Source organism: Agrococcus sp. BE272, from assembly GCF_031457935.1.
GTDB lineage: Bacteria > Actinomycetota > Actinomycetes > Actinomycetales > Microbacteriaceae > Agrococcus > Agrococcus sediminis.
The window spans coordinates 621,298-646,225 of record NZ_JAVDXL010000001.1; the positions used below are offsets into that span (position 1 = coordinate 621,298).

The following is a 24,928-nucleotide window of genomic DNA, read 5'->3' on the forward strand; positions in this document are numbered from 1 at the left end:
CGCTACGGCTGCAGCCGCTCGAGCACGTCGGCGGCGGCCTGCCGGCCCGAGCGGATCGCGCCGTCGACGTGCTGGTAGCCGCGACCGGCGTAGTCGCTGCACGCCCAGTGGATGGGCCCCACCGGCTGGCGCTGGTCGGCGCCGTAGCGGTGCAGGCCGCCGAGGTCGTAGCTCGCGGCGTAGGCCCCGCGCGTCCACTCCTCGCTGCCCCAGTCGCTCTCGTAGTAGACGACCGGCTCGAGCGCCTCGGGCCCGAGGTAGCGCGCGATCGAGGCCAGCACGCGCTCGCGCCGCTCCTCGTCGCTCCAGCGGAACGCCTCGTCGGCGTGCTCGTCGGACACGAACCCGACGAGCGTACCCCGCGCATCCTCGTGGTTGGTGTTGTCGTAGAGCTCGTGCACGAGCTCGTGCGGGCCGAAGCCGGTGCCCGAGAACCCCGCGTCGCGCCAGAAGGGCCGGTCGTAGACGGCGTGCACCTTGATGACGATGCCGAGCGAGAGGTGCTGGTGCAGCTGGTGCTGCCGGCGCGGGAGCGGCGGCTGCACGTCGATGCGGGTGATGAGGTTGGGCGGCACGGCCACGATCACACGTCGCCCGCGTGCCACGACGCCGTCGGCGACGACCGTCACCGCGTCGTCGCCGCGCTCGATCCGGCGCACCGGGGCGCCGAGGCGCACGGCCTCGCCGAGCTCCTCGGCCATGCGCTCGCTCACCCGCTGCATCCCGCCGACGACGCGGCGGTCGAGGATCTCGTCCTCGTCGAGCAGGTTGGCGAAGCCGTCGGCGCTCGCGGCCATGAGCAGCGCCTGCAGGGTGGAGAAGGCGTGCGACGGCTTCGTCAGCATCGCGGGCCCGATGAAGAGCGCGACGAGGTGCGCGGCCGCGGCGTCGTCGGTCTGGCCGGCGAGCCACGCCTCGAACGAGACGGTGTCGAGCTCGCGGGCCCGCGGGTGCGCCCACGGCGCCTCGGGGTCGACCTCGGCGACGAGCGCCTCGATGACGGCGACCAGGCGGTCGACCTCGGCCGCGGTCTCCGGCGCGATCGGGAAGTCGCCGGTGAAGCGCACGGCGCGGCCGCCGTCGACGTACACCGACTCGCCGTCGCGGTGGCGGGGGAAGGTCTCGAGGCCGAGCGCCTCGATCGTCTCGAGCAGCACCGTCTGGTGCGGCGAGACCCACTGGCCGCCGATCTCGAGCATCGCGCCGTCGACGACGTCGGTCCAGGTGCGCCCGCCGACGCGGTCGCGCGCCTCGAGCACCGCGACCGAGCGGCCCGCGGCCACGAGCGCGGTCGCGGCGGAGAGCCCCGCGGGCCCGGCGCCCACGATGACGACGTCGACCTCGAGCTCGGCCTGCTGCGCCTGTGCCACCGCGTCCTCCGATCCGGCCGCTCCGCGGCTCCCTGGCGAGACGATAGCGCGCCCCGGCGGCGCGGCGGCTACTCGAGGATGAACTGCGTCGCGGCCGTCGAGGCGTACTCGCCGACGCGCACGCTCAGGCTGTACGCGGCGCCGCCTGCGGCGACCTGCGAGCGCTCGGCGGTGCACGAGTCGACCGAGGATGCGGTGCGATCCCACTCGACGGGCACCGTCGACTGCGGGGCGCCCGGCTCGAGCTGCACGACGTTGTCCTGCACGTCGGCCGCGCAGTCCGACCAGCGGTAGACGACCTGGTCGCCCGTGCGGATCTCGTACTCCTGCACGGCGGTGCCCGCGTTGAGCGAGCACGCGGCCTCGCCCGTGTTCTCGATCGTGAACGACAGCTGCACCCGCTCGCCCGCCGCGTAGGAGGAGCGATCGGTCGCCGGCGTCAGCCGCACCTGCTCCGGCGCGCACGGCTCGGTGGGCTCGCCGGTCTCGGGGGTGCCGCCGACCGGGGTGAACGGCTGCGTCGGCGTGGGCGTCGGCGTCGGCGTCGCGCTCGGCTGCGGGCTGGGCGCCGCGGTGCCGGAGGGTGCGGGCGGCGGCACATCGCTCCCCGCCTCCCACGGCCGCCACACGAGCAGCACGAGCGCGGCGACGGCGATGAGGGCGAGCAGACCGAGCAGGGTCCGTCGCCGGCGGACGGCGGCGCGTCGCTTCGCGGTGGATGCCTTGCTCACCGATCCAGCGTAGGCGAGCGGCGGCTCAGAGCCGCTTGAGCATGCGCGTGTTGCCGAGCGTGTTGGGCTTGACGTGCGCGAGGTCGAGGAACTCGGCGACGCCGCCGTCGAGGGAGCGCAGCAGCTCGGCGAAGACGTCCTGGCTCACGACCTGCTCCGCCACCTCCTCGTAGCCGTGGCGGCCGAAGAACTCGGTCTCGAAGGTGAGGCAGAACAGCCGCGAGAGCCCGAGGTCGCGCGCCCGCTGCTCGAGGTCGACGAGCATCGCGTGCCCGACGCCCTTGCCGAGGGCGCCCTCGGCGACGGCGATCGTGCGCACCTCCCCCAGGTCCTCCCACAGCACGTGCAGGGCACCGCATCCGACGATCTGCCCGTCGCGCTCGGCGACCACGAACTCCTGGACGGCCTCGTAGAGGGTGACGAGCTCCTTGCCGAGCAGGATGCGTCGGCGCACGTAGGGCTCGATGAGGTCGCGCATCGCGCGCACGTCGCCCGTGCGCGCGCGGCGGACGGTCAGCGCGGCGGGGGCGGGGGCGGATGCGTCGGAGGTCACGGTCATCGAGCCTAATCGGCCCCGGCATGCACGCTCAGCGCGCGGTGCATCCGGCGCCACCCGACCGAGTCGAAGCGTGCCGGCGCCCGCCATGGCCGCGCGCACGCTCACTTCGCCCTAGTCGCGGATCGCCGCCTGGATGGCCGTCTCGATGTCGCTCGCCTGGGTCAGCTCGAGTCGCTCCCCGTCGACGAAGATCGTCGGCGTGCGGTCGACGCCGAGCGCGATCCCGGCCTGGAAGTCCTGCTCGACGCGAGCCTCCGTCGCGGGGTCCGCGACCGCCTCGTCGTACGCAGCCATGTCCAGCCCCAGCTGCTCGGCGTACCCGCGGAATCGGGCGGCCTCGGACTCGCGGGCCTCACCCCATTCGGGCTGGGTCTCGAACATGCGCTGGTACATCGCCTCGAACTCGCCCTGCTGCGCGGCGGCCTCCACCGCGATCGCCGCGTTCCGCGAGTTGAAGTGCCCCGGCAGCGGGAAGTACCGGACGCCGAAGGTCACCTCGCCGCCGTACTCCTCGCGGAGCGCTTCCATGGTGGGGTAGACGGCACCGCATGCCTCGCACTCGAAGTCGAGGAACTCCACCACCACCGGCGCGCCGGCGCCGGCATCGTCGAGCAGGTGCGTCGACGGATCCAGGACGGGCGGCGCAGCGGCAGCGGAGGCGGCAGGCGACGCCGGCCCGGCGCTCGTGTCTCGAGGCGCCCCGCTCTCCCATGGCCGCACGACGAGCAGCATCACCCCGATGAGGATGGCCGCGGCGGCGGCGATGACTGATGCCGCGATGACTGGACGAGTGCGCATCGCACCAGTCTACGGGCAGGGCGCGACGCATACCCCGTCGCACGCGTCCGCGCAGTCCTCGCCATCGCCTCCGCGATCCGCTGGACCGCAGCAGAGCTCGCCGCCCCACGCTTCCAACCCCTCCCGCACGGCCAGTGCGGCGACCAGCAGCGCGGCGACGGGATCGGCCCACCACCAGCCGAGCAGCCAGCTCGCCAGCAGTCCGAGCAGCACGGCGGCCGACAAGTAGGTGCAGATCAGCAGCTGCTTCGCGTCCGCCTGCACGCTCCGCGAGCCGAGCTCCTCGCCGGTGCGCAGCTCCGCGATCGCGAGCGCCGGCATGACGACGACGCTGAGCGCGGCGATCACGACGCCGACAGGGCTGGGATCCGCCGCCTCCAGCGTGACCAGTGCCGCCACAGCATCGACTGAGACGTAGGCAGCGAGGGCGAAGAACGCGATCGCGACGATCCTCACCGTCGCGGCTTCCCATCGCTCCGGATCGCTGCGTGAGAACTGCCATGCCACGGCCACCGCCGAGCCGACCTCGACCACGGAATCGAGGCCGAAGCCGATGAGCGCCGCGGAGGACGCGACAGATCCCGCCCAGATCGCGACCGCCGCTTCGACGACGTTGTACGCGATGGCGACTCCGACGATCCACCGCACGCGTCGGCGGAGGCGCGCGCGGCGCTCCAGGGATGTGCCGGCGGTCACGCTGCTGCCCCGCAGCAGCCCTCGACCGGGCATCCGGCTCCCAGGCACGGGACGCCCTCGTCGACCCGCAGCGTCACGGCGAGCATCGCCTCGATCGCCTGGGTCAGGTGCGGGTCAGCGATCTCGTAGCGCGCCTGCCGACCCTCCGTCTCGGAGACGACGATGCCGCAGCCTCGCAGGCAAGCCAGGTGGTTCGAGACATTGGTGCGCGAGAGCCCGAGATCACGTGCCAGCGCAGCCGGGTAGCCGGGCCCCTCGATCAGTCGGAGGAGGATTCGCGCGCGCGTCGGGTCGCCCATGGCGCGCCCGAGCCGGCCCATCGCATCGAGCCGGTCGACAGTGGTCAGCATGTACTGACTATACATCGCAGAGTGACGCTTGATGACGCGCAGGCCGGTCGGCATCGACGGACCGAGCGGGCTCAACGGCCCCACCGGCTATCATCGGTCCGTCGGCGGCACCAGCCCAGCCCAGCCGGACACCGACCGGCGACCGACGCGACCCAGGAGCAGCACCATGCCAGAGCCGCGGGCCCGCGCGAACCACGCACGTCGCGCTCAGCGCCGACCGCGACAGGTCCGGCCGCGCCGGGTCGTCATCCTCCCCACGCCGTGAGCGGCTCCGACGCAGCGTGGTTGCCGCCCCCGAGCCTCGAGCAGTTCCTGCTCCCCGGCTCCACCGGTGCGCCGGTGCTCCCGGTGCTCGCGGCGATCATGGCCATCGCATACGCAGCGGGCGTCACGCGGCTGCGACGCCAGCGGCGACACTGGCCTCCGCTGCGCACTGCATGGTTCCTGCTGGGCTGCGGCATGCTCGCTGCGGTCACCGGGACACGGATCGACGCCTACGGGCAGTTGATGTTCTCGGTGCTCATGTTCCAGCAGCTCGCGCTCATGATGGTGATCGCGCCGCTGCTCGCTCTCGGCTCGCCCGGCACGCTGCTGCTGCGGGCGACGCCCCGCCACGGCGCCGGCCGCGCCGTGCTCAGGGTCGCCGTGTCCGGGCTGCGCTCGCGGGCAGCCCGCTTCGCGCTGCACCCGGCGCTCGTCATCCCCTTGATGCTGCTGTGCTTCTTCGGGCTGTACGTCGGCGGCGCGGCGGATGCGCTGCTGCAGGTCGATGCCGGACACATCCTGATGGAGGCGGCATTCCTGCTCGTGGGGCTCCTGATCACGGTACCTCTGGTGTCCTCGGATCCGCTGCCCCGGCGACCCTCCTACCCGGGCCGACTGCTCGACATCTTCCTCGAGATGCAGGTCCATGCCGCGTTCGGCCTGGTGATGCTGTTCTCGTCTGCGCCGTTCGTCCGCCACTTCGCGACGTCTGCGCCTGCGGAGTGGCGCGTCGACCCCGTGCACGATCAGGGCGTCGCCGGCGTGCTGGCATGGACGTTCGGAGAGCTGCCGCTCGTGACGATGCTGGTCGTGACGCTCGCGCGCTGGCAGCGCCGCGACCGGTCGCGAGCAGGAGCCCAGCAGCGCCGCGCCGATCAGGAGACAGAGGCGTACAACGCCTACCTCGCCCAGCTGCGGCAGCGCGACCTGCGCGGCGACGGGGACCCGGAGGCGTGACGCCACGACGACCGTCGTGGCGCGACGGGCGGCACCGTCGTCCGACGCTGCGACCCCTTGCGCTGTCGTTATCGTTCCGTTACCTTCGAGGTTGCGTGTGCGTCAGCGAGCGGTGCAGAGGACAGCACTCCGCACGCCCGCGCCCCGGTTCCGCTCGGAACCCTTCCGCTCAGGGCCTGCGGATGCCGCAGCCCTGCTCCACGACTCGACCCGAGGACAGCTTGCCGCGTGACGCTGGACGTTGACCGAGCATCCCGCTCGACCCCTGATGCGCCTCAGGCGCAGACCCGCAGGGCCGCCCGTGAGCGGGAGCGCGCGGCTGCCGCCATCGCGAGGACCGCTGCAGAGGCTCGGGCGGCGGCGCGCACGACCGTCATCGCGGGGTCTCCCCCGATCTACTCGAGCCGCCGCGCGCTCCGGGAAGCCGCGACGCGCTCGGCGGAGTCGCTCGAGGTCCGCGTGACCGGCCCGACGTACGCGCCCCCGGTCGTCGCGGTGGACGCTCCCGCCCTCGGTGTGGGCGGCGCTCACGTGCCGATCGCCCGGCCCGCTCGATCCCCACGACCGGTCGGCGAGCGCCAGGCCCCGACTCGGCGCCCCGCTGCGGTGCGCGGCCGAGCTCGCAGCTTCGCACGGAAGGCCACCGCCGGCGCTGCGCTCGTGTTCATCGGCTCGCTCGTCGTGGTCACCTCCATGCCTGCGCAAGCGGTGCAGCCTCCCGGGGAGCTCGATCCCCAGGTGGCGCAGCTCGAGCCCGAGACGCAGTCGCTGGATCCGGTCGCCGCAGATGCCAGCACGGTCTTCGCCCGTGACGACATCGTGGTCAGGGACCCCCTCGAGAGCGCGCTGATGTCCGAGGGTGAGCGTGCGGCCCTCCAGGCTGTCGCCGACTCAGAGCCCGGCGGCTCCTACTACGGCGGCCGCCCCGCATTCCCCGCCACCTGGTCCATGATGGAGACCGACTACGTGCAGACGCCGTTCCCCCAGGTCACGCAGCTGCCGATCTCGAGCGGCTTCGGGTACAGGTCCGGCGGCTTCCACGGCGGCACCGACATCCCATTGGCCCCTGGACAGGAGATCCGTCCAGTCGCCAACGGCGTGGTGTCGGCGGTGTGGCAGGGCGACAACCCCGGGGGCGGCGGGTACGCCGTCTTCGTCGACCACAACATCGACGGCCAGTTCGTCCAGTCGTGGTACCCGCACATGCAGGCGGGGTCGATCCGCGTGGAGGTCGGCCAAGTCGTCGACATCTCGACCGTCCTCGGCGGGGTGGGCAGCACGGGCCGCTCGACCGGCCCGCACCTGCACCTCGAGATGAAGAACAGCGACTACGTGTCGTTCGACCCGCTCAGGTGGCTGCAGACCCGAGAGACGCGCCTCGAGGTCGGGTAGCGGCCGAAGGCCCCCGTGGCGCCGGCGTGACTCGTTCGACGCCGGCGACGCAGCGGCTACCGTGGCCTCCAGGCGCAGCAGGTCGGCTCACGCGCCCGTGAGCACGAGCCACAGCAGCACGGCGTTGAGCGCTGCGAGCGCTGCGGCCGCGACCCCGCCGGCGATCGTCGTCCAGATGCGGTTCACGTGCGGCCCCATGAGCCGGCGGTCGGCGGTCAGGCGCACAAGCGGGATGAGCGCGAAAGGGATGCCGAAGGAGAGCACCACCTGGCTCAGCACCAGGGCGAGCGTCGGATCGACGCCGAGCCACAGCACGACGAGCGCTGGGACGAGCGTGACCAGCCTGCGGGCGAGCAGCGGGACGCGGACGCGGAGCAGGCCCTGCATGATCTCCGCGCCCGCGTACGCGCCCACCGAGGTCGAGGCGAGCCCGGACGCCAGGAGCCCGATCGCGAACATGGTCGCCACGACCGGCCCGAGCGATGCACCCAGCGCGGCGTGCGCGCCCTCCAGCGTGTCCGTCCCCTCGACGCCTGCGAGGTTCGCGGCCGCAAGCAGCATCATCGCGACGTTCACGCTGCCGGCGATCACCATCGCGACCGAGACATCGATGCGCGTCGCCCGTAGCAGCCGCGGCGTGCTCAGCGCGCGCCGATCGCGGAAGCGGTCGCGCGACAGGCTCGAGTGCGCGTAGATGGCGTGCGGCATGATCGTCGCGCCGAGGACGCTGACCGCGAGGAGCACGGAGCCGGAGCCCTCGAACCGAGGCACGAGCCCGGCCGCGATGCCGAGGGGGTCGGGCGGAGCGACGACGACTCCCCAGGTGAAGCCGAGCACGATCACGGCGAGCAGGCCGATCACTACGTGCTCGAACGCGCGCGGACCCCGCTGCGACTGCACCGCCAGCAGCACCAGCGAGACACCGCCGGTGATGAGCCCGCCGACGAGCAGCGGCACGTCGAACAGCAGCCAGAGCGCCACGGCGCCGCCGATCACCTCGGCGAGGTCGGTCGCCATCGCGACGCCCTCGGCCTGGATCCAGTAGGCGATCCGACCGGCGCGCGATCCGATGCGCTCGCCGCACAGCTCCGGGAGGCTCTTGCCTGTCACCACGCCGAGCTTCGCCGACAGGTACTGGATTAGCCAGGCGACGAGGTTGGCGCTCACCACGACCCAGATCAGCAGGTAGCCATGGCGTGCGCCCGCCGTGACGTTGGAGGCGACGTTGCCGGGATCGAGGTAGGCCACGCCGGCGACCAGCGCCGGCCCGAGCAGCAGCAGCGCTCCGGGCGCAGGCCTCTTCCTCGTCGTCGCGGCGAACGTCATTGCGCCATCGTAGACCTGATTTCGGCTGGCCGAATAATCTGCTTGCGGTATGCCGAGACGCTCTTCCGCCCGCGGCGCCCGGCACGGCCTCAGGGATGACGCACGGCGGCCGACTCCTGCTCGCTGATCCGCGATGTCTCCAGCTGGAACGTGGAGTGGTGCACCGAGACGGGGAAGTGCTCGGCGACGCATCGCTGGATGTCCTCGAGCACCTCGACCGCGTGCCCATCGGCGAAGCAGCTGTCGTCGACCACCACGTGGGCGCTGATCGTCGGGAGGCCAGTCGCGACGGTGGACGCATGCAGATCGTGCAGCTCCTCGACGTGGTCGAGCTCGAGGATGTGTCGGCGCACGTCGTCGAGGTCGAGGTCCTTCGGAGTGAACTCCATGAGGACGCCCGCGGTCTCCTTCATCAGGATGAGCGCTCGGGGCGCGATGAGCGCGGCGATGAACAGGCCCGCGATCGCGTCCGCCTGCTGGAATCCGGTCGTCCAGATGACGATCGCAGCGGCGATGACGCCGAGCGAGCCGAGCGCATCGTTCAGCACCTCGAGGAACGCCGCGCGCATGTTGAAGTTCGCGCCGCGGCCGGACGACAGCACCAGGATCGCGATGATGTTGACGACGAGTCCGATCACGCCGAACACCACCAGCTCGGACGCCGGGATCTCCGGGGGCTCGAACAGCCGACGGATGCCCTCGACGGCGGCATACACCCCTACGGCCAGCAGCAGCGTGGCCTGGCCGAGCGCGGCGATCACCTCGATGCGACGGAAGCCCCAGGTGCGCCGTGATGTGGCCGGACGCCGCATGAGCGACGCGGCGATCAGCGCCACCAGGAGCCCCGCGGCGTCGGTGACGGCATGCGCCGTGTCGGTCAGGAGGGCGAGGCTGCCCGTCACGACCGAGCCGATCAGCTGGGCGACGACGATCGTCGCTGTCAGCGCGAACGCGATGCCCAGACGGACACGGAAGTCGCCGGTCGCCGCGGGGGCACCGTCGGTCGATCCATGGCTATGCCCGGCGGCCATCGGGATCCTCCTCCCCGGTGGCGCCCGCGACCACTGCTGCGTGCGCGCTGATATGCGAGCAGGGCCGCTGCTGCGCGCCGGCCGCCTCGAGCAGTCGCTCCGCCGCCGCGGCCAGGCGCTCGAGATCCTCCGGATGCGCCAGCGCGTACCAGGTCGCCCGCCCGTCGGCCCGGGCGTTGACGAGCCCGCAGTCGGTGAGGAAGGCCATGTGCTTGCTCACCGTCGACTGCGCGAGCCCCAGATGGCCCACCAGATCGCGCACCCGGTGCTCGCCGGTCGACAGGTGCTGGAGCACGCGCAGTCGCGAGGGCTCCGCGAGCGCTTGGAACAGGTGCGCGAACGCCGTCGTCATCCCGACATCGGCGTCGCCGCGCTCGAGTATCATCGTCATGCAGCGATGCTATCTCCGGCGCGCTCTCGTCGCCACCCGTGCCGACGCATCCGCAGCCCGGGCCGGCTCGGGGCAATAGCGTGGAGGCATGAGCGATGAGATGACGGGCAGGTCGAGACCGGTCGCGGCCCGCGTGCGGCTCGTTCCCCGCCGCGGATGACGCTCCGCTTCCTCCGGGCCCTGGACCGGCACCAGGTGCCGCTCTACATCGCCGCGATCGCGGCTGGGGGCGGGCTGGGACTCCTCGCACCCCGCGCTGCCCCGGCTCTCGAGCGGGCGATCGAGCCCGCGCTGATGCTCCTGCTGTTCGCGACGTTCCTCGGCGTGCCGATGACCCAGCTCGGTCGAGCGCTGCGCGACGTGCGATTCCTCGCGACCGTGCTCACGGCGAACTTCGCGCTGCTGCCGCTGCTGGCGTGGGGCCTGTCGCTGCTGGTCGCCGACGACCGGGGCCTCCTCCTCGGCGTGCTGCTCGTGCTGCTCGCGCCCTGTGTCGACTACGTGGTCGTCTTCGCTGGCCTCGCGGGCGGTGCGGGTCCGCGCCTGCTGGCGGCGACGCCATTCCTCATGCTCGTGCAGGTGCTCCTCCTGCCGGTCTACATCGCGCTCTTCGCAGGAGCCGAGCTGCTCGGCGTGATCGAGCCGGCGCCGTTCGTCGAGGCGTTCGTGCTGCTCATCGCCATCCCGCTCGCGGCGGCCGCGACCGTCCAGTCGCTCGCCCGGAAGCATCCCGCCGCGGGCGCGATCACGACCGCGATGGCGGATGCGACACCACCGCTCATGATGCTCGCACTCGCCGTGGTCGTCGGCTCGCAGGTCGCCGCGGTCGGGTCGCAGCTCCAGGTGCTCATGCGTGTCGTGCCCCTCTTCGTGGCGTTCGCGGGCGTCGCGGCGGCACTCGGCGTGCTCGTGAGCCGCATCGCCAGGCTCGACGCTGCCGGCGAGCGGGCAGTCATCTTCTCGCTCGCGACCAGGAACTCGCTCGTCGTGCTGCCCTTGGCGCTCGCCCTCCCGCCGGCAATGGCGATCGCGCCGCTCGCGGTCGTGACGCAGACCCTCGTGGAGCTCGTCGTGATGGTCGTGCTCGTGCGCGTCGTCCCGCACGTGACGCCAGCGCGAAGCGCCTGACCGCGGGCGGCCCGGGACGGCCAGCGCGGCGTGAGGGGCGGGACCGAAGCCCCGCCCCTCACGCCGATCACGCGACTACGAGCACGACGTCAGCGCCGCCACCTCTGCGCTCAGCGACGGCTCGCCGCCGACGAGCGTGAGCGTCGGCATCTGCAGCCGCTCCAGCTCGTCGAGGATGCGCTGCGGCACGCAGTCGGTGCGCGTGATCAGCAGCGGGGCGTCCTGCGCGCCGGCCGCCGCGCCGCCCGCGAGGGCGTCGGGGAAGACCAGGCCGGATGCCAGGTAGGCCCGCTCGACCGGGGCGTCGAACGCCGAGGCCGTGATGATGGCGCTCGTGGCGTAGCGGTCGGAGCCGCCGAGGCGGTTGACCGTGAAGCCCGCGTCGACGAAGTCGCCCGCGATCGACGACGGGACGGCCTCGGCCGAGCCCGCGATGCGGATGCGATCGGCGCCGAGCTCGTCGAGCAGCGCGGTCGTGGCCTCGGGCACCTCGGTGCTCGTGCTCACGAGCAGCAGCGGCCAGTCGAGGTGACCGGCGGCGGCACCGGCCGACAGGCCGTCCGGGAACCGCGTGCCGGCGGCGACGTACGCGCCCTCAGCACCCTCGAAGGCGTACTCGGCGACCAGGCGGCTCGTGTGGTACCGGTCGGAGCCGCCGAGGCGGTCGACCTGCTCCACCGACGCGATCGCGGCGATCTGCGCCTCCGTCTCCGCGCTGATCGACGGCTCGCCGCCGACGATCACGACGCGAGCGGCGCCGAGGCGCTCGATCTCGTCGAGCACGACCTCAGGGGCCTCGGTGAGGCGCGTCAGCAGCACCGGTCCGCCCTCGTGCGCGGCGGCCGGGCCGGCCGTCAGCGCGTCGGGGAAGAGCTGGCCGCTCGCGACGTAGACGACCGGAGCGCCGCCGGGGTAGGCGTCCTGCGACACCTGCACGGCCGTCTCGTACCGGTTGACGCCGTCGAGGCGCTCGGTCGTGAGCGCGATCGGCATCGAGAACGGCACCGCGGTGCCCGAGGCCGTGCGCAGCTCGAAGCGGTCGCCCGCGACGGGCAGCGGCGCCTCGAACTCGACGGTCGCCGAGTCGTCGACCACGGGGAACGTGCCCAGCAGCTCGTCGCCGTAGTGCAGCTCGAGCTCGGTGCTGACCGGCGTGCCGAGCGACGTCAGGTCGATCTCGTTCACCGTGAGCGACACGGGAGCGCCGATCGCGACGGGCGCGGTGGGCAGGCCGACGACCTCGAGCTGGCGGCGCGAGAAGTCGGGCGAGATCGGCGACTGCGCCTCGATGTACGCCGCGAAGGCCTCGGAGTCGACCAGACCCGAGTCGCGGTCGTCCGTGCCGGCGATCAGGCCGCGGAAGTTGTCGCCGCCGGAGAGCAGGAAGCTGGGCACCGCGACGCGGTACGTGTCGTCGGCGGCCACCTCGGCGCCGTCGACCCAGATGCCGGTGATGCGCGAGCCCTCGGCGAGCGTCGAGTCGTAGGTGTACTCGACGTTGTCGCTGAGCCCCAGCTGCAGGTAGGCGCGCGAGGGCACCTCGCCCGCGGCGTTCCGCTGCCACTGCTGCTCGAGCACGACGCGCAGCTGCTCGCCGGTGAGGGTCGTGGTCCACAGGTTGTTCGCGAAGGGCAGCACGGCGGCGGCCTCGCCGACCGTCACGATGCCGTCCTCGGTCTCGCCCTCGCCGGCCTCGTAGAGGAGCTCGGCGCGCAGACCGCCCGGGTTGGTGATGCCGATCTCGGCGCCGCCGCGGTTCTCGGGCGCGAGCTGGTCGCGCAGCATGTTGGCCACGAGCGTGCCCATGGTGGATGCGCTGCCGCGGTCGTCGCGCTCGTCGCCCGTGAAGGCGGTGGTGATGTCGCCGGTGATCTCGCCGAGCGGCTCCTGGCCGATGACGGCCGCCTGCTCGAGCGCTGCCTCGGTGATCTCGGCCACGGCCGCGACGCGCGGGTAGGTCGCGATCAGCTCGTCCTGCGGCGTCTGCGTGCGCGGCACGATGCGGGCCAGGTCGAAGCTGGCGACGCTCGTGGCCGGGTCGACAGTCGCGACGAGCTGGCCGAGCTGCGCTCCGTAGGACGACGTCTGGATGATCGGGCGCACGTCCTGCTCGCTGCCGTCCGGAGCGGGCGCGAGCCACGAGTAGGACTGGTGCGTGTGGCCGTTGAAGATCGCGTCGACCTCGGGGGCGGTGTCCTCGACGATCGCGCGGAACGCGTCGCTGTCGGCCATCGCGGCGGTGAGCGCCGCGGCCTGCTCCTCCTGCGGAGCGTTCGGGGCGAGGGTCGCCTGCGCGCCCTCGTGGTACTCGGCGACGATGAGGTCGGCCTCGCCGTTGGTGGCGTCGCCGTCGGAGAGCTGGGCGGCGACCGCGTTGACCGCGGCAACGGGGTCGCCGAACTCGACCCCGGCGATGCCGGACGGGTCGACGAGCGAGGGGGTCTCCTCGGTGACGGCGCCGATGACGGCCACGGTGACGGCGTCGTCGCCCTCGCCGACGGAGAAGGTGGCGTAGGAATCGCCGATCGGCGCACCGTCGCGCGTCGCGTTGGCGGCCAGGATCGGGAAGTCGGCCCGCTCGTCGACGCGGCCCTGCAGGTCGTCGATGCCGCGGTCGAACTCGTGGTTGCCCGCGGCGGATGCCTCGAGCTCGAGCGCGTTCAGCACGTCGATCGTGGGGGCGTCCTGCTGCACGGCCGAGGCGTAGAGCGACGCGCCGATGCTGTCGCCGCCCGAGATGACGAGCGAGTTCGCGTCGCCCTGCTCAGCCCGCAGCTGCTCGACGGTGCCGGCGAAGCTCACCGTGTTGCTGTCGATGCGGCCGTGGAAGTCGTTGAAGTGGATGAGGTTGACGACGGTGCCGTGCGCGTCGGCCGGGGTGTCGCCCCCGCCGTCCGTCGCGAGCGCCGCGGACGGGGCGACGAGCAGCCCGAGTCCGACCGCGCAGGCGGCGCCGGCCGCCAGGTTGCGCTTGAAGTGGTTGTTCACTGTGGTTCTCCGTTGCAGGGGATGTGAGGCGCGCGAGGCACGCCACTCGCGAGCCTATGAAGTTCTCTCGCGAACCGCGAGGGCCAATCGCCTCCCCCTGGTGAACATCCGGTAACGGTCCGAGCACGACGAAGAGGGAGGGGACCCGCCGGGTCCCCTCCCTCTTCGTGCGGCCTGGCTCGCCGCGCCGCCGTCAGGCGTCGGCGGGCGCCAGCTCCGGCTCGTGCGGCTCCGGCGACGTGTGCGTGAAGACGAACTCGTCGTCGACGAAGTCGACCGTGACGTGCTCGCCCGAGCCCAGCTCGCCGTGCAGGATCCGCTCGCTCAGCGCATCCTCGATCTCGTGCTGCACCGCTCGACGCAGCGGCCGGGCGCCGAGCGCCGGGTCGTGGCCGATGTGGATGAGGCGGCGCTTGGCTGCCTCGGTCAGCTCGATCGTCATGTCGCGGTCGAGCAGGCGCTCCTGCAGCCGCTTGATGAACAGATCGACGATCTGCAGCAGCTCGTCGGGGCTGAGCTGCGGGAAGACGATCGTCTCGTCGACGCGGTTGAGGAACTCGGGCTTGAAGTTCTTCTTGAGCTCCTCGCGGACCTTCGCGCGCATCCGCTCGTAGTCGTTCTCGCTCGAGCCCTCGAGCACGAACCCGACGGGCCCGCCCGAGATGTCCTTGGTGCCGAGGTTGGTGGTCATGATGATCACGGTGTTCTTGAAGTCGACCACCCGGCCCTGGCCGTCGGTGAGACGACCCTCCTCGAGGATCTGCAGCAGGGAGTTGAAGATGTCGACGTGCGCCTTCTCGATCTCGTCGAAGAGCACGACCGAGAACGGCTTGCGCCGCACCTTCTCTGTGAGCTGGCCGCCCTCCTCGAAGCCGACGAACCCGGGAGGGGCGCCGAAGAGCCGCGAGACGGTGTGCTTCTCGCTGAACTCGGACATGTCGAGCGAGATCAGGGCGTCCTGGTCGTCGAAGAGGAACTCGGCGAGCGCCTTCGCCAGCTCGGTCTTGCCGACGCCCGTGGGCCCGGCGAAGATGAACGAGCCGGAGGGGCGGCGGGGGTCCTTGAGGCCCGCGCGCTGCCGGCGGATGGTCTTGGCGAGCACGCTGATCGCCTCGTCCTGGCCGATGACGCGCTGGTGCAGCGCCTTCTCCATGAAGATGAGCCGCGCCGACTCCTCCTCGGTGAGCTTGAACACCGGGATGCCGGTCGCGTTCGCGAGCACCTCGGCGATCACGCCCTCGTCGAGCACGCCCGTGGGGCCGCCGTTGCCGGAGCGCCACTGCTTCTCGGTGCGGAGCCGCTCGCCGAGCAGCTCCTTCTCCTCGTCGCGAAGGCGCGCCGCGGCCTCGAAGTCCTGGCCCTCGATCGCGGCCTCCTTGCGCGTGCGCACGTCGGAGATGCGGTCGTCGAACTCGCGCAGCTCGGGCGGGGCCGAGAGGATCGACAGGCGCAGCCGGGCGCCGCCCTCGTCGATCAGGTCGATCGCCTTGTCGGGCAGGAAGCGGTCCTGCACGTAGCGGTCGGCGAGGTTGGCCGCGGCGACGAGCGCGCCGTCGGTGATCGTCACCTTGTGGTGCGACTCGTAGCGGTCGCGCAGGCCCTTGAGGATGTTGATCGTGTGGGCGACCGACGGCTCGTTGACCTGGATCGGCTGGAAGCGGCGCTCGAGCGCGGCGTCCTTCTCGAAGTGCTTGCGGTACTCGTCGAGCGTCGTCGCGCCGATCGTCTGCAGCTCGCCGCGGGCGAGCAGCGGCTTCAGGATGTTGGCCGCGTCGATCGCGCCTTCGGCCGCGCCGGCGCCGACGAGCGTGTGGATCTCGTCGATGAAGGTGATGATGTCGCCGCGGGTGCGGATCTCCTTCGTCACCTTCTTGAGGCGCTCCTCGAAGTCGCCGCGGTAGCGGCTGCCCGCGATGAGCGAGCCGAGGTCGAGCGTGTAGACCTGCTTGTCCTTGAGCGTCTCGGGCACCTCGCCCTTGACGATCGCCTGCGCGAGGCCCTCGACGACGGCGGTCTTGCCCACGCCGGGCTCGCCGATCAGCACCGGGTTGTTCTTCGAGCGGCGCGAGAGGATCTGCATGACCCGCTCGATCTCCTTCTCGCGGCCGATGACGGGGTCGAGCTTGCCGTCGCGCGCGGCCTGCGTGAGGTTGCGGCCGAACTGGTCGAGGATCTGCGATCCCTTGGCGTCGGTCTGCTGCGTCTGGTCGCCCCCGACCGTCGTCGACTCCTTGCCCTGGTACCCCGCGAGCAGCTGGTTGACGGTCTGGCGCACCCGGTTGAGGTCGGCGCCCAGCTTGACGAGCACCTGCGCGGCGACGCCCTCGCCCTCGCGGATGAGGCCGAGCAGCACGTGCTCGGTGCCGATGTAGTTGTGGCCGAGCTGCAGCGCCTCGCGCAGGCTCAGCTCGAGCACCTTCTTGGCGCGCGGCGTGAACGGGATGTGCCCGGTGGTCTGCTGGCTGCCGGTGCCGATCATGTCCTGCACCTGCGCGCGGACGGCGTCGAGCGAGATGCCGAGCTGCTCCAGCGCCTTCGCGGCGACCCCGTCGCCCTCGTGGATGAGGCCGAGCAGGATGTGCTCCGTGCCGATGTAGTTGTGGTTGAGCAGCTTCGCCTCTTCCTGGGCGAGCACCACGACCCGGCGAGCGCGGTCGGTGAACCTCTCGAACATCGCTGCCTCCCTTCCTTGAGATTCGAGCGTAGCCGCGCGGGTTCGCGGACACGGCCGTGTTCGCTGTCGGCGGCACGGGGCGGATGGCCCGCAGCGCTCGAGCGCGCAGCGCGCTTGACGCGCATATCGATCATCGATAACTTATCGACATTCGATTCGCTGAACGAAGGAGTTCGCGATGACCGCACAGACCGCCAGAGTCCTCTCCCGCACCGATCGCGCCGTGCTGCGGCTCGTGCAGATCGCGGCGTGGGTCGGTGCGGCGCTCACAGCCGTGACGACCGCGCTGAACGCCACGCTCCCGCTCCTCCAAGGCATGGGGGCGGCGCCGCTGCTCGTGCAGCCCGAGCTGCCGGAGCCGCTGGCCGGGCCGACGGAGGGCATCGCCGTCGTGAGCACCCAGTCGCTCGACACGGTCGTCTTCCTCACCGGCCAGCCGACGCACCTCACCCTCGCCATGGTTGCCGCGCTCGTCGCGCGATCGGCCGGCGTCGCGCTCGTGCTCGTCGGCATCGCCATGCTCGCCGGCCGATTGCTGCGCGGACGCGCATTCCTCCAGGCTGCGCAGCTGCCGCTCGCGCTCGTGCTCATCGGCGCAGCCGCCGGGCCGATCGTGGCGGATGCGCTCGAGGGCTGGGTGAGCATGGGCACGTGGCAGGCGATGGGCACCCCGGCCGGATACGGCGCGGTCGCGGCGTTCAACCCCGCGGCCATCTTCTTCGGCCTCGTCGTCGCGACGCTGATGACGGTGTTCCGCGTCGCCGACCGCGCCGAGCGGGACGCCGACGGTCTCGTCTAGTGCCGGCCGAGGAGGACCTCTCGCGGCTGCACTGCCGGCTCGACGAGCTGCTCGAGTCCCGCGGCATGACGCTCACCGCCCTCGCCGAGGCGGTGGGCGTCAGCCTCGTCAACCTCTCGGTGCTGAAGAACGACCGTGCCCGGGCCATCCGCTTCTCCACCCTCATCGCGCTGTGCGATGCGCTCGAGTGCCAACCCGGTGACCTCTTCACGGTCGGCGCTCACGGAACGCAGGGGTGACATCGGTAGCCTCTGAGAGACGACGACGAGGAGCACGGTGACCGATCAGCCCGCGCAGCCCTGGAGCCCACCGCCCGGCCAGTTCGGGCAGCCCAAGTACGGGCAGCCACCGTACGGGCAGCCCCAGTACGGCCAGCCGCCGTACCGGCAGGCGCCGTACGGCGCGGCACCCGTCCCCTACGGCCAGCCGCGGCAGCCGCCCGCGCCCACGCGACCCGCGCTGCTGCCGGCGGCGCTCCCGATGCGCGGGCAGGCGTTCGTCGGCGCCTTCCGGCCGCTGTCGAAGCGGGTGGGCCGCTGGTTCCTCGCGTGGGCGATCGCCATCGGCTTCTTCGCCGCGGGCCAGATCGTCGCGCTCGCCCTGCTGATGCCCGGCGTCGTCGACCTGTTCTCGCAGCTCGACCCCACGAGCGCGCCGACCGAGGAGGAGTTCCTGGACGGGCTCACGCAGCTGATCGGCTCACCGCTCGGCATGCTGGGCGTGAACCTCTCCTGGGCGGCGATGATCCCCGGCACGATCGTCGCGATGGCGGCGTTCGGCAAGGGCGCCGCCGGCTTCGCCTCGAGCGTCGTCGGCCGCTGGCGCTGGCGCGCGGTGGGCCGCTCGGCGATCGTGCTCCTGCCGGTCTTCGCGATCTACATCGGCATCTCGCTCTGGCTGGACCCGTCGGTCGAGTGGCAGTGGGACCCGAACTGGGCGCTCGTCGCGATCGTGCTGCTCACGACACCGCTGCAGGCGACCGGCGAGGAGTTCGCGATCCGGGGCTTCCTGACCCAGATGCTGGGCGGCTGGATCCGGAACCAGTGGCTCGCGTCGATCACGATGGGCGTGCTCACCGGGCTCGCCTTCGGGGCCGCTCATCTGCATCCGTCGTTGTCGGCCACGCTGCAGCTCGCGCTCGTGGGCTTCACGTGCTCGATGCTCACGTTCCGCACGGGCGGACTCGAGGCCGCGTCGGTGCTGCACACGGCCAACAACGTCTTCATCATGGTGCCGCTCGCGCTCACCGGCACGTCGGCCTTGTCGGCGCAGCCGGTCGCGGGCGAGGACTGGCTGTCGTTCGGCGTCACCGCGCTGGCACTCGCGGTCGCCTACCTCGCGGTGCACTTCTTCCTCGCCAAGGAGCAGCGGTGGACCACCGGCACGCCGGCGGCCGACCTGCTCGAGCCGCGGGCGCCGATCGCCGCGCCCGAGCCCGTCGGCGCGCGCTGAGCTAGGCGCGCGGCGGGCCGTCGGCCGGCGGCGTCGTCGCGACCTGCGGCGGGGCGTCGGCCTCAGCCGCGGCATCGGCCGCCGCCAGGGGCCGCTCGCCCTTCGGCGGCAGGCCGGCCTTGGCGCGCTCCTCGGCCTCGATGCGGTCGTACTCGCGACGGGCCGTGCGATCGCCGCGGATGATCATCCGCAGCACCATCCAGAAGATGAGCCCGAGCATGATCGTCGGGATGAGCGAGAAGATCGCGTTCCCCCACCAGCTCTCAGGCATGCCCCCACCCTACCGCGCGCATCCGCCCCTCACGGGGTGAGCAGCGCGCGCACCCGCTCGCGACCGATCGCGAGCAGCAGCGTGGGGATGCGCGGACCCGTCTCGCGGCCGACCAGCAGCCGGTAGAGCAGGGCGAAGAAGGCGCGCTGCGCGGCCGAGAGCTCCTTGTCGCCCTTGACGATGGCGTCGGGCTCGAGCCCGCGCTGCACCTTCGCGACGCCGTACACCTGGTGGGTGAGCCCGTCGAGCGTCCACGCCTCCTCGAGCGGCGGCAGGCCCTGCCCGCCGTCGAGCAGCAGCGCGATCGCGTCGCGCTCGGTCTCGGTGAGCGCGAGCAGCGCCTCGCGGTCGGGGGCGTCGCGCACCGCCGTGTGCTCGTCGGCCGGCATGTGCGTGGCGACCCACGCCTCGACCTTGTCGAGGCGCGGCCGCAGCGGGTCGAGGTCGACGATCGGGTCGTCGGCGTCGAGGCCGCCGAGGATCCGCAGGATCTGGGCCTCGTCGCCGAAGGTGATGTCGACGACGGATGCGAGGGTGCGGTAGGGCACGCGCCGCGGCGTCTCGGGCAGGCGCTCGTGCGCCGTCGAGACCGCGCGCTCGAGCGCGGCGAGCTCGGCCGGCTGCGCGGTGCCGGCGGCGGCCTTCCGCGCGAGCGCGTCCCACTCGTCGTAGGTGCGCTGCAGCTCGGAGCCGAAGGCGACGTCGAAGGACTGGTTCATGCGGCGACGCGCGTAGAGCCAGCGCAGCACCGGCGCCTCCATCACGGCGAGCGCGTCGGCGGGCACGGGGGCGCCGCCGCGCGATGACGACATCTTGGCGACGCCGCCGAAGCCGACGAAGGCGTACATCGGGCCGAGCGGCCGCTGCCAGCCGAACACCGGCGCGAGCTCGAGCCCCACCTGGAAGGACGAGCCGGGCGACTGGTGGTCGACGCCGGACGGCTCGAAGACGACCCGCTCGTACGCCCAGCGCATGGGCCAGTCGACCTTCCAGACGAGCTTGCCCGAGCGGAACTCGCGCAGCAGCACCGTCTCGCGGTGCCCGCAGGTGCACGAGTACGTCATCTCGGTCGAGTCGTCGTCGTACGCCTCGATCGACGTGAGGTCGGTGCCGCAGCGCGTGCAGTAGGGCTTGTAGGGGTAGTACTCGCCGCCGCTCGAGCCGTCGTCCTCGGTCGCGGCGCCGGAGCCCGCGTCGAGCGCCGCCTGCAGCGCCTCGTCCTCGTCCTTCGCCGCCGGCAGGGTGCGGAACTGCGCGAGGATCGCGTCGATCTCGCGGCGGTGGCGCATCGCGTGCAGGATCTGCTCGGTGTAGGCGCCGGCCCGGTACTGCTCGGTCTGGCTGATGCCGCGGTAGCGCACGCCGGCCTCGGCGAACGACGCCTCGGCGGCGCTGCGGAAGTGCGCGGCCCACGAGTCGTGCTCGCTGCCGGGCGGGGCGGGCACGCTCGTGAGCGGCTTGCCGATGTGCTCGGCCCACGTCTCGTCGACGCCCTCGATGCCGGCCGGCACCTTGCGGAAGCGGTCGTAGTCGTCCCAGGAGATGATGTGCTCGGTGTCGACGCCGCGCCGCTGCAGCTCGTCGACGACGAGGTGCGGGCTCATGACCTCGCGGAAGTTGCCGAGGTGGATGGGCCCGGAGGGCGAGATGCCGGATGCCGCGACCGGGCGCGAGCCGCGGCGCTCCGCCTCGGCGATCACCTCGTCGGCCAGGCGGGAGACCCAGTCGGCGCGCTCGTGCTCGGCAGTGCTGTCGTCAGGCGTCTCGGTCGTCTCGGTCACGACGTCCGATCCTACCGGCGGGCGGGCCGTGCCCGTCGGTCAGGCGATCGTGAAGACGGCGTTGTCGATGAGCCGCACCGCGCCGACGCGCGCCGCGACGAGCACCTGCACGGGCCCGTGGTGCTCGGCCGGCGCGAGGCGGAACGTTGCCGGGTCGACGATCGCGAGGTAGTCGAGCTGCACGCCCGTGTCGGACTGGAACACCGACTGCGCGGCGGCGAGCATCGCCTCGACGCCGCGGTCGGCGGCCGAGCCCGCCGCGGCCAGCGCGCGCGGCAGCGCCAGCGCATCCGCCCGCTCCCCCGGCCGCAGCATGCGGTTGCGGCTCGAGAGCGCGAGGCCGTCGGGCTCGCGCACCGTGGGCACGCCGACCACCTCGACGGGCAGGTTCAGGTCGCGCACCATGCGCCGCACGAGGAACAGCTGCTGCGCATCCTTCTCGCCGAAGAGCGCCACGTCGGGGCCGACGATCGACAGCAGCTTCGTGACGACGGTCAGCACGCCGTCGTAGTGGCCGGGCCGGCTGCGGCCCTCGAGCACCATGCCGAGGTGGCCGGCCGTGACGAGCGTCTCGCTGCGGCCGCCGTCCGGGTACATCTCGTCGACCGTCGGCATGAAGACCGCGGCGACCCCGAGCTCGGCGAGCGCCGCGGTGTCGGCGTCGGGTGTGCGCGGGTAGCGGTCGAGATCCTCGTGCGGCCCGAACTGCATCGGGTTGACGAACACGGAGGCGATGACGAGGTCGGCGCGCTCGAGGCCGGTGCGCACGAGCTCGGCGTGGCCCTCGTGCAGCGCGCCCATGGTCGGCACGAGCGCGATGCGCCGCCCGTCGGCGCGGGCATCGCGCACGAGCGCGCGCACCGCGTCGATGGTGGTCAGGGTCTGGATGGGCTCGGGCACCTGGCCAGCCTAGGCGGGCGGGCGCTCAGGGCCGGGCTTGAGCAGCGGCTCAGGGCTCGACCGGCGGGTCGGGGTAGCGCGCGAGCGCGGTCTCGACCGCCGAACGGACGACGCCGCCGAGCACGCGGGAGGGCCGCTCGATGCCGATCTCGTGCAGCTGGCGCAGCGCCTGCGCGACGATCCCCTCGGCGAATCCGCGCGCGGCCTCGAGCGCCTCCGCGTACGCCGGGCGGTCGGCCTCCTCGACGACGATCGGCTCGCCGCCCATCTCGACCGCGAGCGCCTGGCCGATCGGCAGCACGGGGCCTGGCGCGGTCACGGCGATGGTCGCCTCGAGCAGGCGCGCGAGGTCGAGCGACGTGCCCGAGAAGGTCATCGCCGGGTGCAGCGCGATGGGGATCGCGCCGCGCGCCGCGGCCGGGCGCAGCACCTCGATGCCGTGCTCGGGCGCGGTGTGCACGACGATCTGCCCGGGCTGCCACGCGCCGGTCGCGGCGAGGCCGGCGACGAGGCCCGGCAGCTCGTCGCTCGGCACGGCGATGAGCACGAGCTCGCTGCGCTCGACGATCGTGGGCGCGTCGAGGATGGCGACGCCCGGCAGCACCGCCTCGGCGCGGTCGGCCGCCTCCTCGCCCGTGGCATCGATGCCGACGATCGCGTGGCCGGCGCCCGCGAGCGCCGCGCCGAGCACGGGGCCGACGCGTCCGGCGCCGATGATGCCGACGCCGAGGCGGCCGGGCCTCATCGCTCGTCCCGGGGCCGCTGCCAGCGGACGTCGGGGTGCTGGTGCGGCGGGATCGGGGGCGGGGTGGTCTCGACTCGAGCCGGACGCGCGGCGACCGGCTCGGCTCGGCCGGCGGAGGAGGGCGGGGCGGAGGGGGGTGGGGCGGAAGGGGGCGGGGCGGCCTGCGTGACGGTCGGCGGCCGCATGAGGCCGTCCTGCACCGCCGGCGCGGTCGCGAGCACCGCGTGGCGCGACAGCGACGACGCCCACGACTCCGACCCGTCGCGGTCGATCGCGACCTTGATCGTGCGCATCGCGTGGTCGAAGAGCAGCGCCGCGTCGCGCTGGTCGATCGCGCCGATGCCCGGCGAGAGCACGGTGTCGGGCACGTGGAGCTGCACCTTGCCGAGTCGCGCGAGGCCGTAGAGCGGACCCTGCTGCAGCGCCACCGACTGCACGCGCGCCTGCGGCACGAGCTGCAGCGAGCGCCAGATGCGGCCGTGCCGCAGCAGGAAGGCGGCCGGGTGCACGTGGAAGCCGTTGCGGCGCACCGAGAACCAGCGGAACACCCGAGCGCGCGGCGGGCTGACGACGAACGCGTCGGGCGCCTGGCCGAAGAGCCCCTGGTCGATGAGGGGCGAGTGGGCGAGCTCGGGCAGCACGAGCCCGACGACCGTGCGCACATCGCGCAGGTCGCCCACCGGCAGCAGGTAGCTCGCCATCTGGCTGCTCTGCCCTGTGCCCGACCCGTCGGGCTTGATCTTGCCGGCGCGCGTGAACGTCACCTGCCACCAGCCGAACGGCCGCCACAGCAGCGGCTGCTTCACCTGCAGCGCGAAGATGCGGCCGGGCGGGATGATCTCGGTCGTCGTCGACGCCAGCCCGTACGCGAGGCGGATGCCGTCGGGCGTCGCCGCGATCGAGTAGCGCAGCTTCGACCCGAGCGACTTCACGCCCGCCGCGAAGAAGGCGATGGCGCCCGGCAGCAGCGCGAAGATCGCCCAGAACTGCTGGAAGCCGATGATCGCCACGCCGGTGGCGACGACGTAGGCGATCGCCCACACGATCCAGCCGTCGAGCAGCGACGAGACGACGATGCGCACGACGGGGATGCGCACGAGCGAGTCGGGCGCGAGGTGGGCGATCTCTGCGTCGGGTCGCAGCAGCTCGTCGACGACGCCGCCAGGTGCGCCCGCCTGCCGCTGCGCGGCGAGGCGCTGGGCGTCGGCGGCGGACCTGCCCGACGCGCGGTCCATGATCTCGAACCGCAGCGCATCCGCCACCGACGAGCTCAGGTAGTCGAGGTCGACGTTGGAGTCGTTGCCGGCCTGCTGGATCTCGAGCTTGCAGGCGCCGAGCAGCCGCGCGAACCAGGGCCTCTGGATGTTGATGGCCTGGATGCGCGCGAGGGGCGCGCGGCGGTGCCGGCGGAAGAGGATGCCCTGCTCGACCTCGACCGCGTCGCCCGTGATGCGGAAGCGGTGCACGCGCCAGGCGAGCCAGAGGAGCACGATGCCGAGCAGCACGAGGCCCACGACGCCGAGCGAGACCCACAGCAGCTGGTCGAGCACGAAGTCGCCGAAGGGGTCCTGGTCGAAGTCGGCGTCCCACTCGTCGGGCACGAACATGCCGATGATGCGGTCGCGGAACGAGGAGACGACGATGCCGAGGAAGATGATGAGCGCGAGCCCGCCGCGCAGCAGCGGCGTCGCGGGGTGCAGGCGGTGCCACTCGCCGTCGACGAGCCCGATCGCCCGCGCGCGCGCCTGCTGCGCGGCGCTCGGGACGGGCGCGGCAGGCGGGGGCGCCTGCGGCGGAGGGGCGGTCGTCACAGGCCGGCCCGCCGCGACTCCGACACGGCGACCAGCCGGTCGCGCAGCTCCTCCGCCGTCGAGCCGGGCATGCCGGGGATCGTGATCGCGCTCGACGCGGCCGCCGTGACGAACTTCAGGGTCTTGAGCCCGAACATCCGCTCGATCGGCCCCTGCGTGATGTCGACGATCTGCATGCGGCCGTAGGGCACCGCGACGAAGCGGCGGAACAGCATGCCGCGGCGCACGAGCAGGTCGTCGGGCCGTTGGAGGTAGCCGATGGTGCGGGTGCGCAGGAACGCCCAGACCACGCCGATGAGCGCGAGCGCGCCGGCGGCGGCGAGCGGCAGCCAGCCCCACCACGGCATGCGCTGGTCGTTGGCGAGCCAGATGGGCACGGTGGCGCCGAGGGCGACGATCAGCCAGCCGATGACCGAGCCGATCGACTCGACGACCGCGTAGCGCATGCTCACGCGCTGCCACTCTCCGGTGACGTCCAGGCGCTCGGCCACGGTTCCCTCCCCCGTCGTCCGGC

At 72.6% G+C, this 24,928-nt stretch carries 23 protein-coding genes; 6 read left to right on the forward strand and 17 right to left on the reverse strand.

All coding sequences use genetic code 11. The features are described from left to right. Positions 1–2: 2 nt before the first annotated feature. From J2X49_RS02980 to J2X49_RS03005, 6 genes are all read right to left on the reverse strand, one after another. Complete coding sequence (locus tag J2X49_RS02980) at positions 3–1,370, reverse strand: FAD-dependent oxidoreductase (protein WP_310122356.1); 1,368 nt, start codon at positions 1,368–1,370, stop codon at positions 3–5. A gap of 68 nt (positions 1,371–1,438) precedes the next feature. Further along, a complete protein-coding gene (locus tag J2X49_RS02985) occupies positions 1,439–2,101 on the reverse strand; it encodes a hypothetical protein (protein WP_310122358.1) in 663 nt (220 codons plus the stop codon). A 25-nt stretch (positions 2,102–2,126) separates the two neighbouring features. Further along, a complete protein-coding gene (locus J2X49_RS02990) occupies positions 2,127–2,660 on the reverse strand; it encodes an amino-acid N-acetyltransferase (protein WP_146355744.1) in 534 nt (177 codons plus the stop codon). A 111-nt stretch (positions 2,661–2,771) separates the two neighbouring features. Next, a complete protein-coding gene (locus J2X49_RS02995) occupies positions 2,772–3,458 on the reverse strand; it encodes a thioredoxin domain-containing protein (RefSeq protein ID WP_310122362.1) in 687 nt (228 codons plus the stop codon). A gap of 9 nt (positions 3,459–3,467) precedes the next feature. Further along, complete coding sequence (locus tag J2X49_RS03000) at positions 3,468–4,187, reverse strand: cation transporter (protein WP_310122365.1); 720 nt, start codon at positions 4,185–4,187, stop codon at positions 3,468–3,470. Beyond that, positions 4,151–4,504, reverse strand: a complete 354-nt coding sequence (locus J2X49_RS03005) for a helix-turn-helix transcriptional regulator (RefSeq protein WP_128188788.1) — start codon at positions 4,502–4,504, stop codon at positions 4,151–4,153. The genes J2X49_RS03000 and J2X49_RS03005 overlap by 37 nt, the downstream gene beginning before the upstream one ends. A 261-nt stretch (positions 4,505–4,765) precedes the next feature. Between J2X49_RS03005 and J2X49_RS03010 the strand changes: the two genes are divergently transcribed. Together J2X49_RS03010 and J2X49_RS03015 are read left to right on the forward strand one after the other, a co-directional pair. Beyond that, entirely contained in the window at positions 4,766–5,725 is a 960-nt protein-coding gene (locus tag J2X49_RS03010) for a cytochrome c oxidase assembly protein (protein ID WP_225792697.1), read from the forward strand. Between the two features lie 738 nt (positions 5,726–6,463). Further along, the gene (locus J2X49_RS03015) at positions 6,464–7,117 is read left to right on the forward strand and encodes a M23 family metallopeptidase (RefSeq protein WP_164877049.1); all 654 of its coding nucleotides are present in this window, start codon (positions 6,464–6,466) and stop codon (positions 7,115–7,117) included. 87 nt (positions 7,118–7,204) lie between these two features. On the opposite strand, the gene J2X49_RS03020 is transcribed toward J2X49_RS03015, so the two are convergent. The 3 genes from J2X49_RS03020 to J2X49_RS03030 form a co-directional block, all read right to left on the reverse strand. Next, positions 7,205–8,443 carry an Nramp family divalent metal transporter gene (locus tag J2X49_RS03020; protein ID WP_128188761.1) on the reverse strand — a complete coding sequence of 413 codons (1,239 nt, stop codon included), beginning with the start codon at positions 8,441–8,443 and terminating at the stop codon, positions 7,205–7,207. A gap of 89 nt (positions 8,444–8,532) precedes the next feature. Then, positions 8,533–9,474 (reverse strand): cation diffusion facilitator family transporter, encoded by a 942-nt coding sequence (locus J2X49_RS03025; protein WP_128188762.1) that lies wholly within the window; start codon positions 9,472–9,474, stop codon positions 8,533–8,535. After that, a complete protein-coding gene (locus J2X49_RS03030; protein ID WP_310122374.1) occupies positions 9,458–9,865 on the reverse strand; it encodes a metalloregulator ArsR/SmtB family transcription factor in 408 nt (135 codons plus the stop codon). Before J2X49_RS03030 ends, J2X49_RS03025 begins: the two co-directional genes overlap by 17 nt. A gap of 156 nt (positions 9,866–10,021) precedes the next feature. Between J2X49_RS03030 and J2X49_RS03035 the strand changes: the two genes are divergently transcribed. Beyond that, positions 10,022–10,993: an arsenic resistance protein gene (locus J2X49_RS03035; protein WP_310122376.1), complete on the forward strand. Its 972-nt coding sequence runs from the start codon at positions 10,022–10,024 to the stop codon at positions 10,991–10,993. Positions 10,994–11,068: 75 nt separating this feature from the next. Here J2X49_RS03035 and J2X49_RS03040 read toward each other — a convergent pair whose 3' ends face one another. Then, positions 11,069–13,981 (reverse strand): cell wall-binding repeat-containing protein, encoded by a 2,913-nt coding sequence (locus J2X49_RS03040; RefSeq protein ID WP_310122379.1) that lies wholly within the window; start codon positions 13,979–13,981, stop codon positions 11,069–11,071. 193 nt (positions 13,982–14,174) lie between these two features. Further along, positions 14,175–16,655, reverse strand: coding sequence for an ATP-dependent Clp protease ATP-binding subunit (locus J2X49_RS03045; RefSeq protein WP_128188766.1), 2,481 nt, complete (start codon positions 16,653–16,655; stop codon positions 14,175–14,177). 178 nt (positions 16,656–16,833) lie between these two features. Between J2X49_RS03045 and J2X49_RS03050 the strand changes: the two genes are divergently transcribed. From J2X49_RS03050 to J2X49_RS03060, 3 genes are read left to right on the forward strand one after another with little or no spacing between them, the layout of a single operon-like run. Next, positions 16,834–17,454, forward strand: a complete 621-nt coding sequence (locus J2X49_RS03050; protein ID WP_128188767.1) for a hypothetical protein — start codon at positions 16,834–16,836, stop codon at positions 17,452–17,454. Then, a complete protein-coding gene (locus J2X49_RS03055; RefSeq protein ID WP_128188768.1) occupies positions 17,454–17,693 on the forward strand; it encodes a helix-turn-helix transcriptional regulator in 240 nt (79 codons plus the stop codon). Before J2X49_RS03050 ends, J2X49_RS03055 begins: the two co-directional genes overlap by 1 nt. Positions 17,694–17,730: 37 nt before the next feature. After that, positions 17,731–18,906, forward strand: a complete 1,176-nt coding sequence (locus J2X49_RS03060) for a type II CAAX prenyl endopeptidase Rce1 family protein (RefSeq protein ID WP_310122384.1) — start codon at positions 17,731–17,733, stop codon at positions 18,904–18,906. 1 nt (position 18,907) lies between these two features. Here the strand turns inward: J2X49_RS03060 and J2X49_RS03065 are convergent, their stop codons facing one another. The 6 genes from J2X49_RS03065 to J2X49_RS03090 are packed head-to-tail and all read right to left on the reverse strand — an operon-like array spanning position 18,908 to position 24,905. After that, complete coding sequence (locus tag J2X49_RS03065; protein ID WP_310122389.1) at positions 18,908–19,177, reverse strand: hypothetical protein; 270 nt, start codon at positions 19,175–19,177, stop codon at positions 18,908–18,910. Between the two features lie 29 nt (positions 19,178–19,206). After that, a complete protein-coding gene (locus J2X49_RS03070; RefSeq protein WP_310122392.1) occupies positions 19,207–20,958 on the reverse strand; it encodes a lysine--tRNA ligase in 1,752 nt (583 codons plus the stop codon). Positions 20,959–20,997: 39 nt separating this feature from the next. Further along, positions 20,998–21,858: a pantoate--beta-alanine ligase gene (panC, locus tag J2X49_RS03075; protein WP_310122394.1), complete on the reverse strand. Its 861-nt coding sequence runs from the start codon at positions 21,856–21,858 to the stop codon at positions 20,998–21,000. A gap of 49 nt (positions 21,859–21,907) precedes the next feature. Continuing rightward, positions 21,908–22,603 carry a Rossmann-like and DUF2520 domain-containing protein gene (locus J2X49_RS03080; RefSeq protein ID WP_128188773.1) on the reverse strand — a complete coding sequence of 232 codons (696 nt, stop codon included), beginning with the start codon at positions 22,601–22,603 and terminating at the stop codon, positions 21,908–21,910. Then, the gene (locus J2X49_RS03085) at positions 22,600–24,414 is read right to left on the reverse strand and encodes a PH domain-containing protein (protein ID WP_310122399.1); all 1,815 of its coding nucleotides are present in this window, start codon (positions 24,412–24,414) and stop codon (positions 22,600–22,602) included. Before J2X49_RS03085 ends, J2X49_RS03080 begins: the two co-directional genes overlap by 4 nt. Then, positions 24,411–24,905, reverse strand: coding sequence for a PH domain-containing protein (locus tag J2X49_RS03090; RefSeq protein WP_128188775.1), 495 nt, complete (start codon positions 24,903–24,905; stop codon positions 24,411–24,413). Before J2X49_RS03090 ends, J2X49_RS03085 begins: the two co-directional genes overlap by 4 nt. Between the last annotated feature and the right edge of the window lie 23 nt (positions 24,906–24,928).

Coding starts and splice junctions, on each gene's coding strand:
- J2X49_RS02990 (WP_146355744.1), bottom strand. CDS start 2,660: ATGACCGTGACCTCCGACGCATCCGCCCCCGCCCCCGCCGCGCTGACC.
- J2X49_RS02995 (WP_310122362.1), bottom strand. CDS start 3,458: ATGCGCACTCGTCCAGTCATCGCGGCATCAGTCATCGCCGCCGCCGCG.
- J2X49_RS03000 (WP_310122365.1), bottom strand. CDS start 4,187: ATGCCCGGTCGAGGGCTGCTGCGGGGCAGCAGCGTGACCGCCGGCACA.
- J2X49_RS03005 (WP_128188788.1), bottom strand. CDS start 4,504: ATGCTGACCACTGTCGACCGGCTCGATGCGATGGGCCGGCTCGGGCGC.
- J2X49_RS03020 (WP_128188761.1), bottom strand. CDS start 8,443: ATGACGTTCGCCGCGACGACGAGGAAGAGGCCTGCGCCCGGAGCGCTG.
- J2X49_RS03025 (WP_128188762.1), bottom strand. CDS start 9,474: ATGGCCGCCGGGCATAGCCATGGATCGACCGACGGTGCCCCCGCGGCG.
- J2X49_RS03030 (WP_310122374.1), bottom strand. CDS start 9,865: ATGACGATGATACTCGAGCGCGGCGACGCCGATGTCGGGATGACGACG.
- J2X49_RS03035 (WP_310122376.1), top strand. CDS start 10,022: ATGACGCTCCGCTTCCTCCGGGCCCTGGACCGGCACCAGGTGCCGCTC.
- J2X49_RS03045 (WP_128188766.1), bottom strand. CDS start 16,655: ATGTTCGAGAGGTTCACCGACCGCGCTCGCCGGGTCGTGGTGCTCGCC.
- J2X49_RS03050 (WP_128188767.1), top strand. CDS start 16,834: ATGACCGCACAGACCGCCAGAGTCCTCTCCCGCACCGATCGCGCCGTG.
- J2X49_RS03065 (WP_310122389.1), bottom strand. CDS start 19,177: ATGCCTGAGAGCTGGTGGGGGAACGCGATCTTCTCGCTCATCCCGACG.
- J2X49_RS03080 (WP_128188773.1), bottom strand. CDS start 22,603: ATGAGGCCCGGCCGCCTCGGCGTCGGCATCATCGGCGCCGGACGCGTC.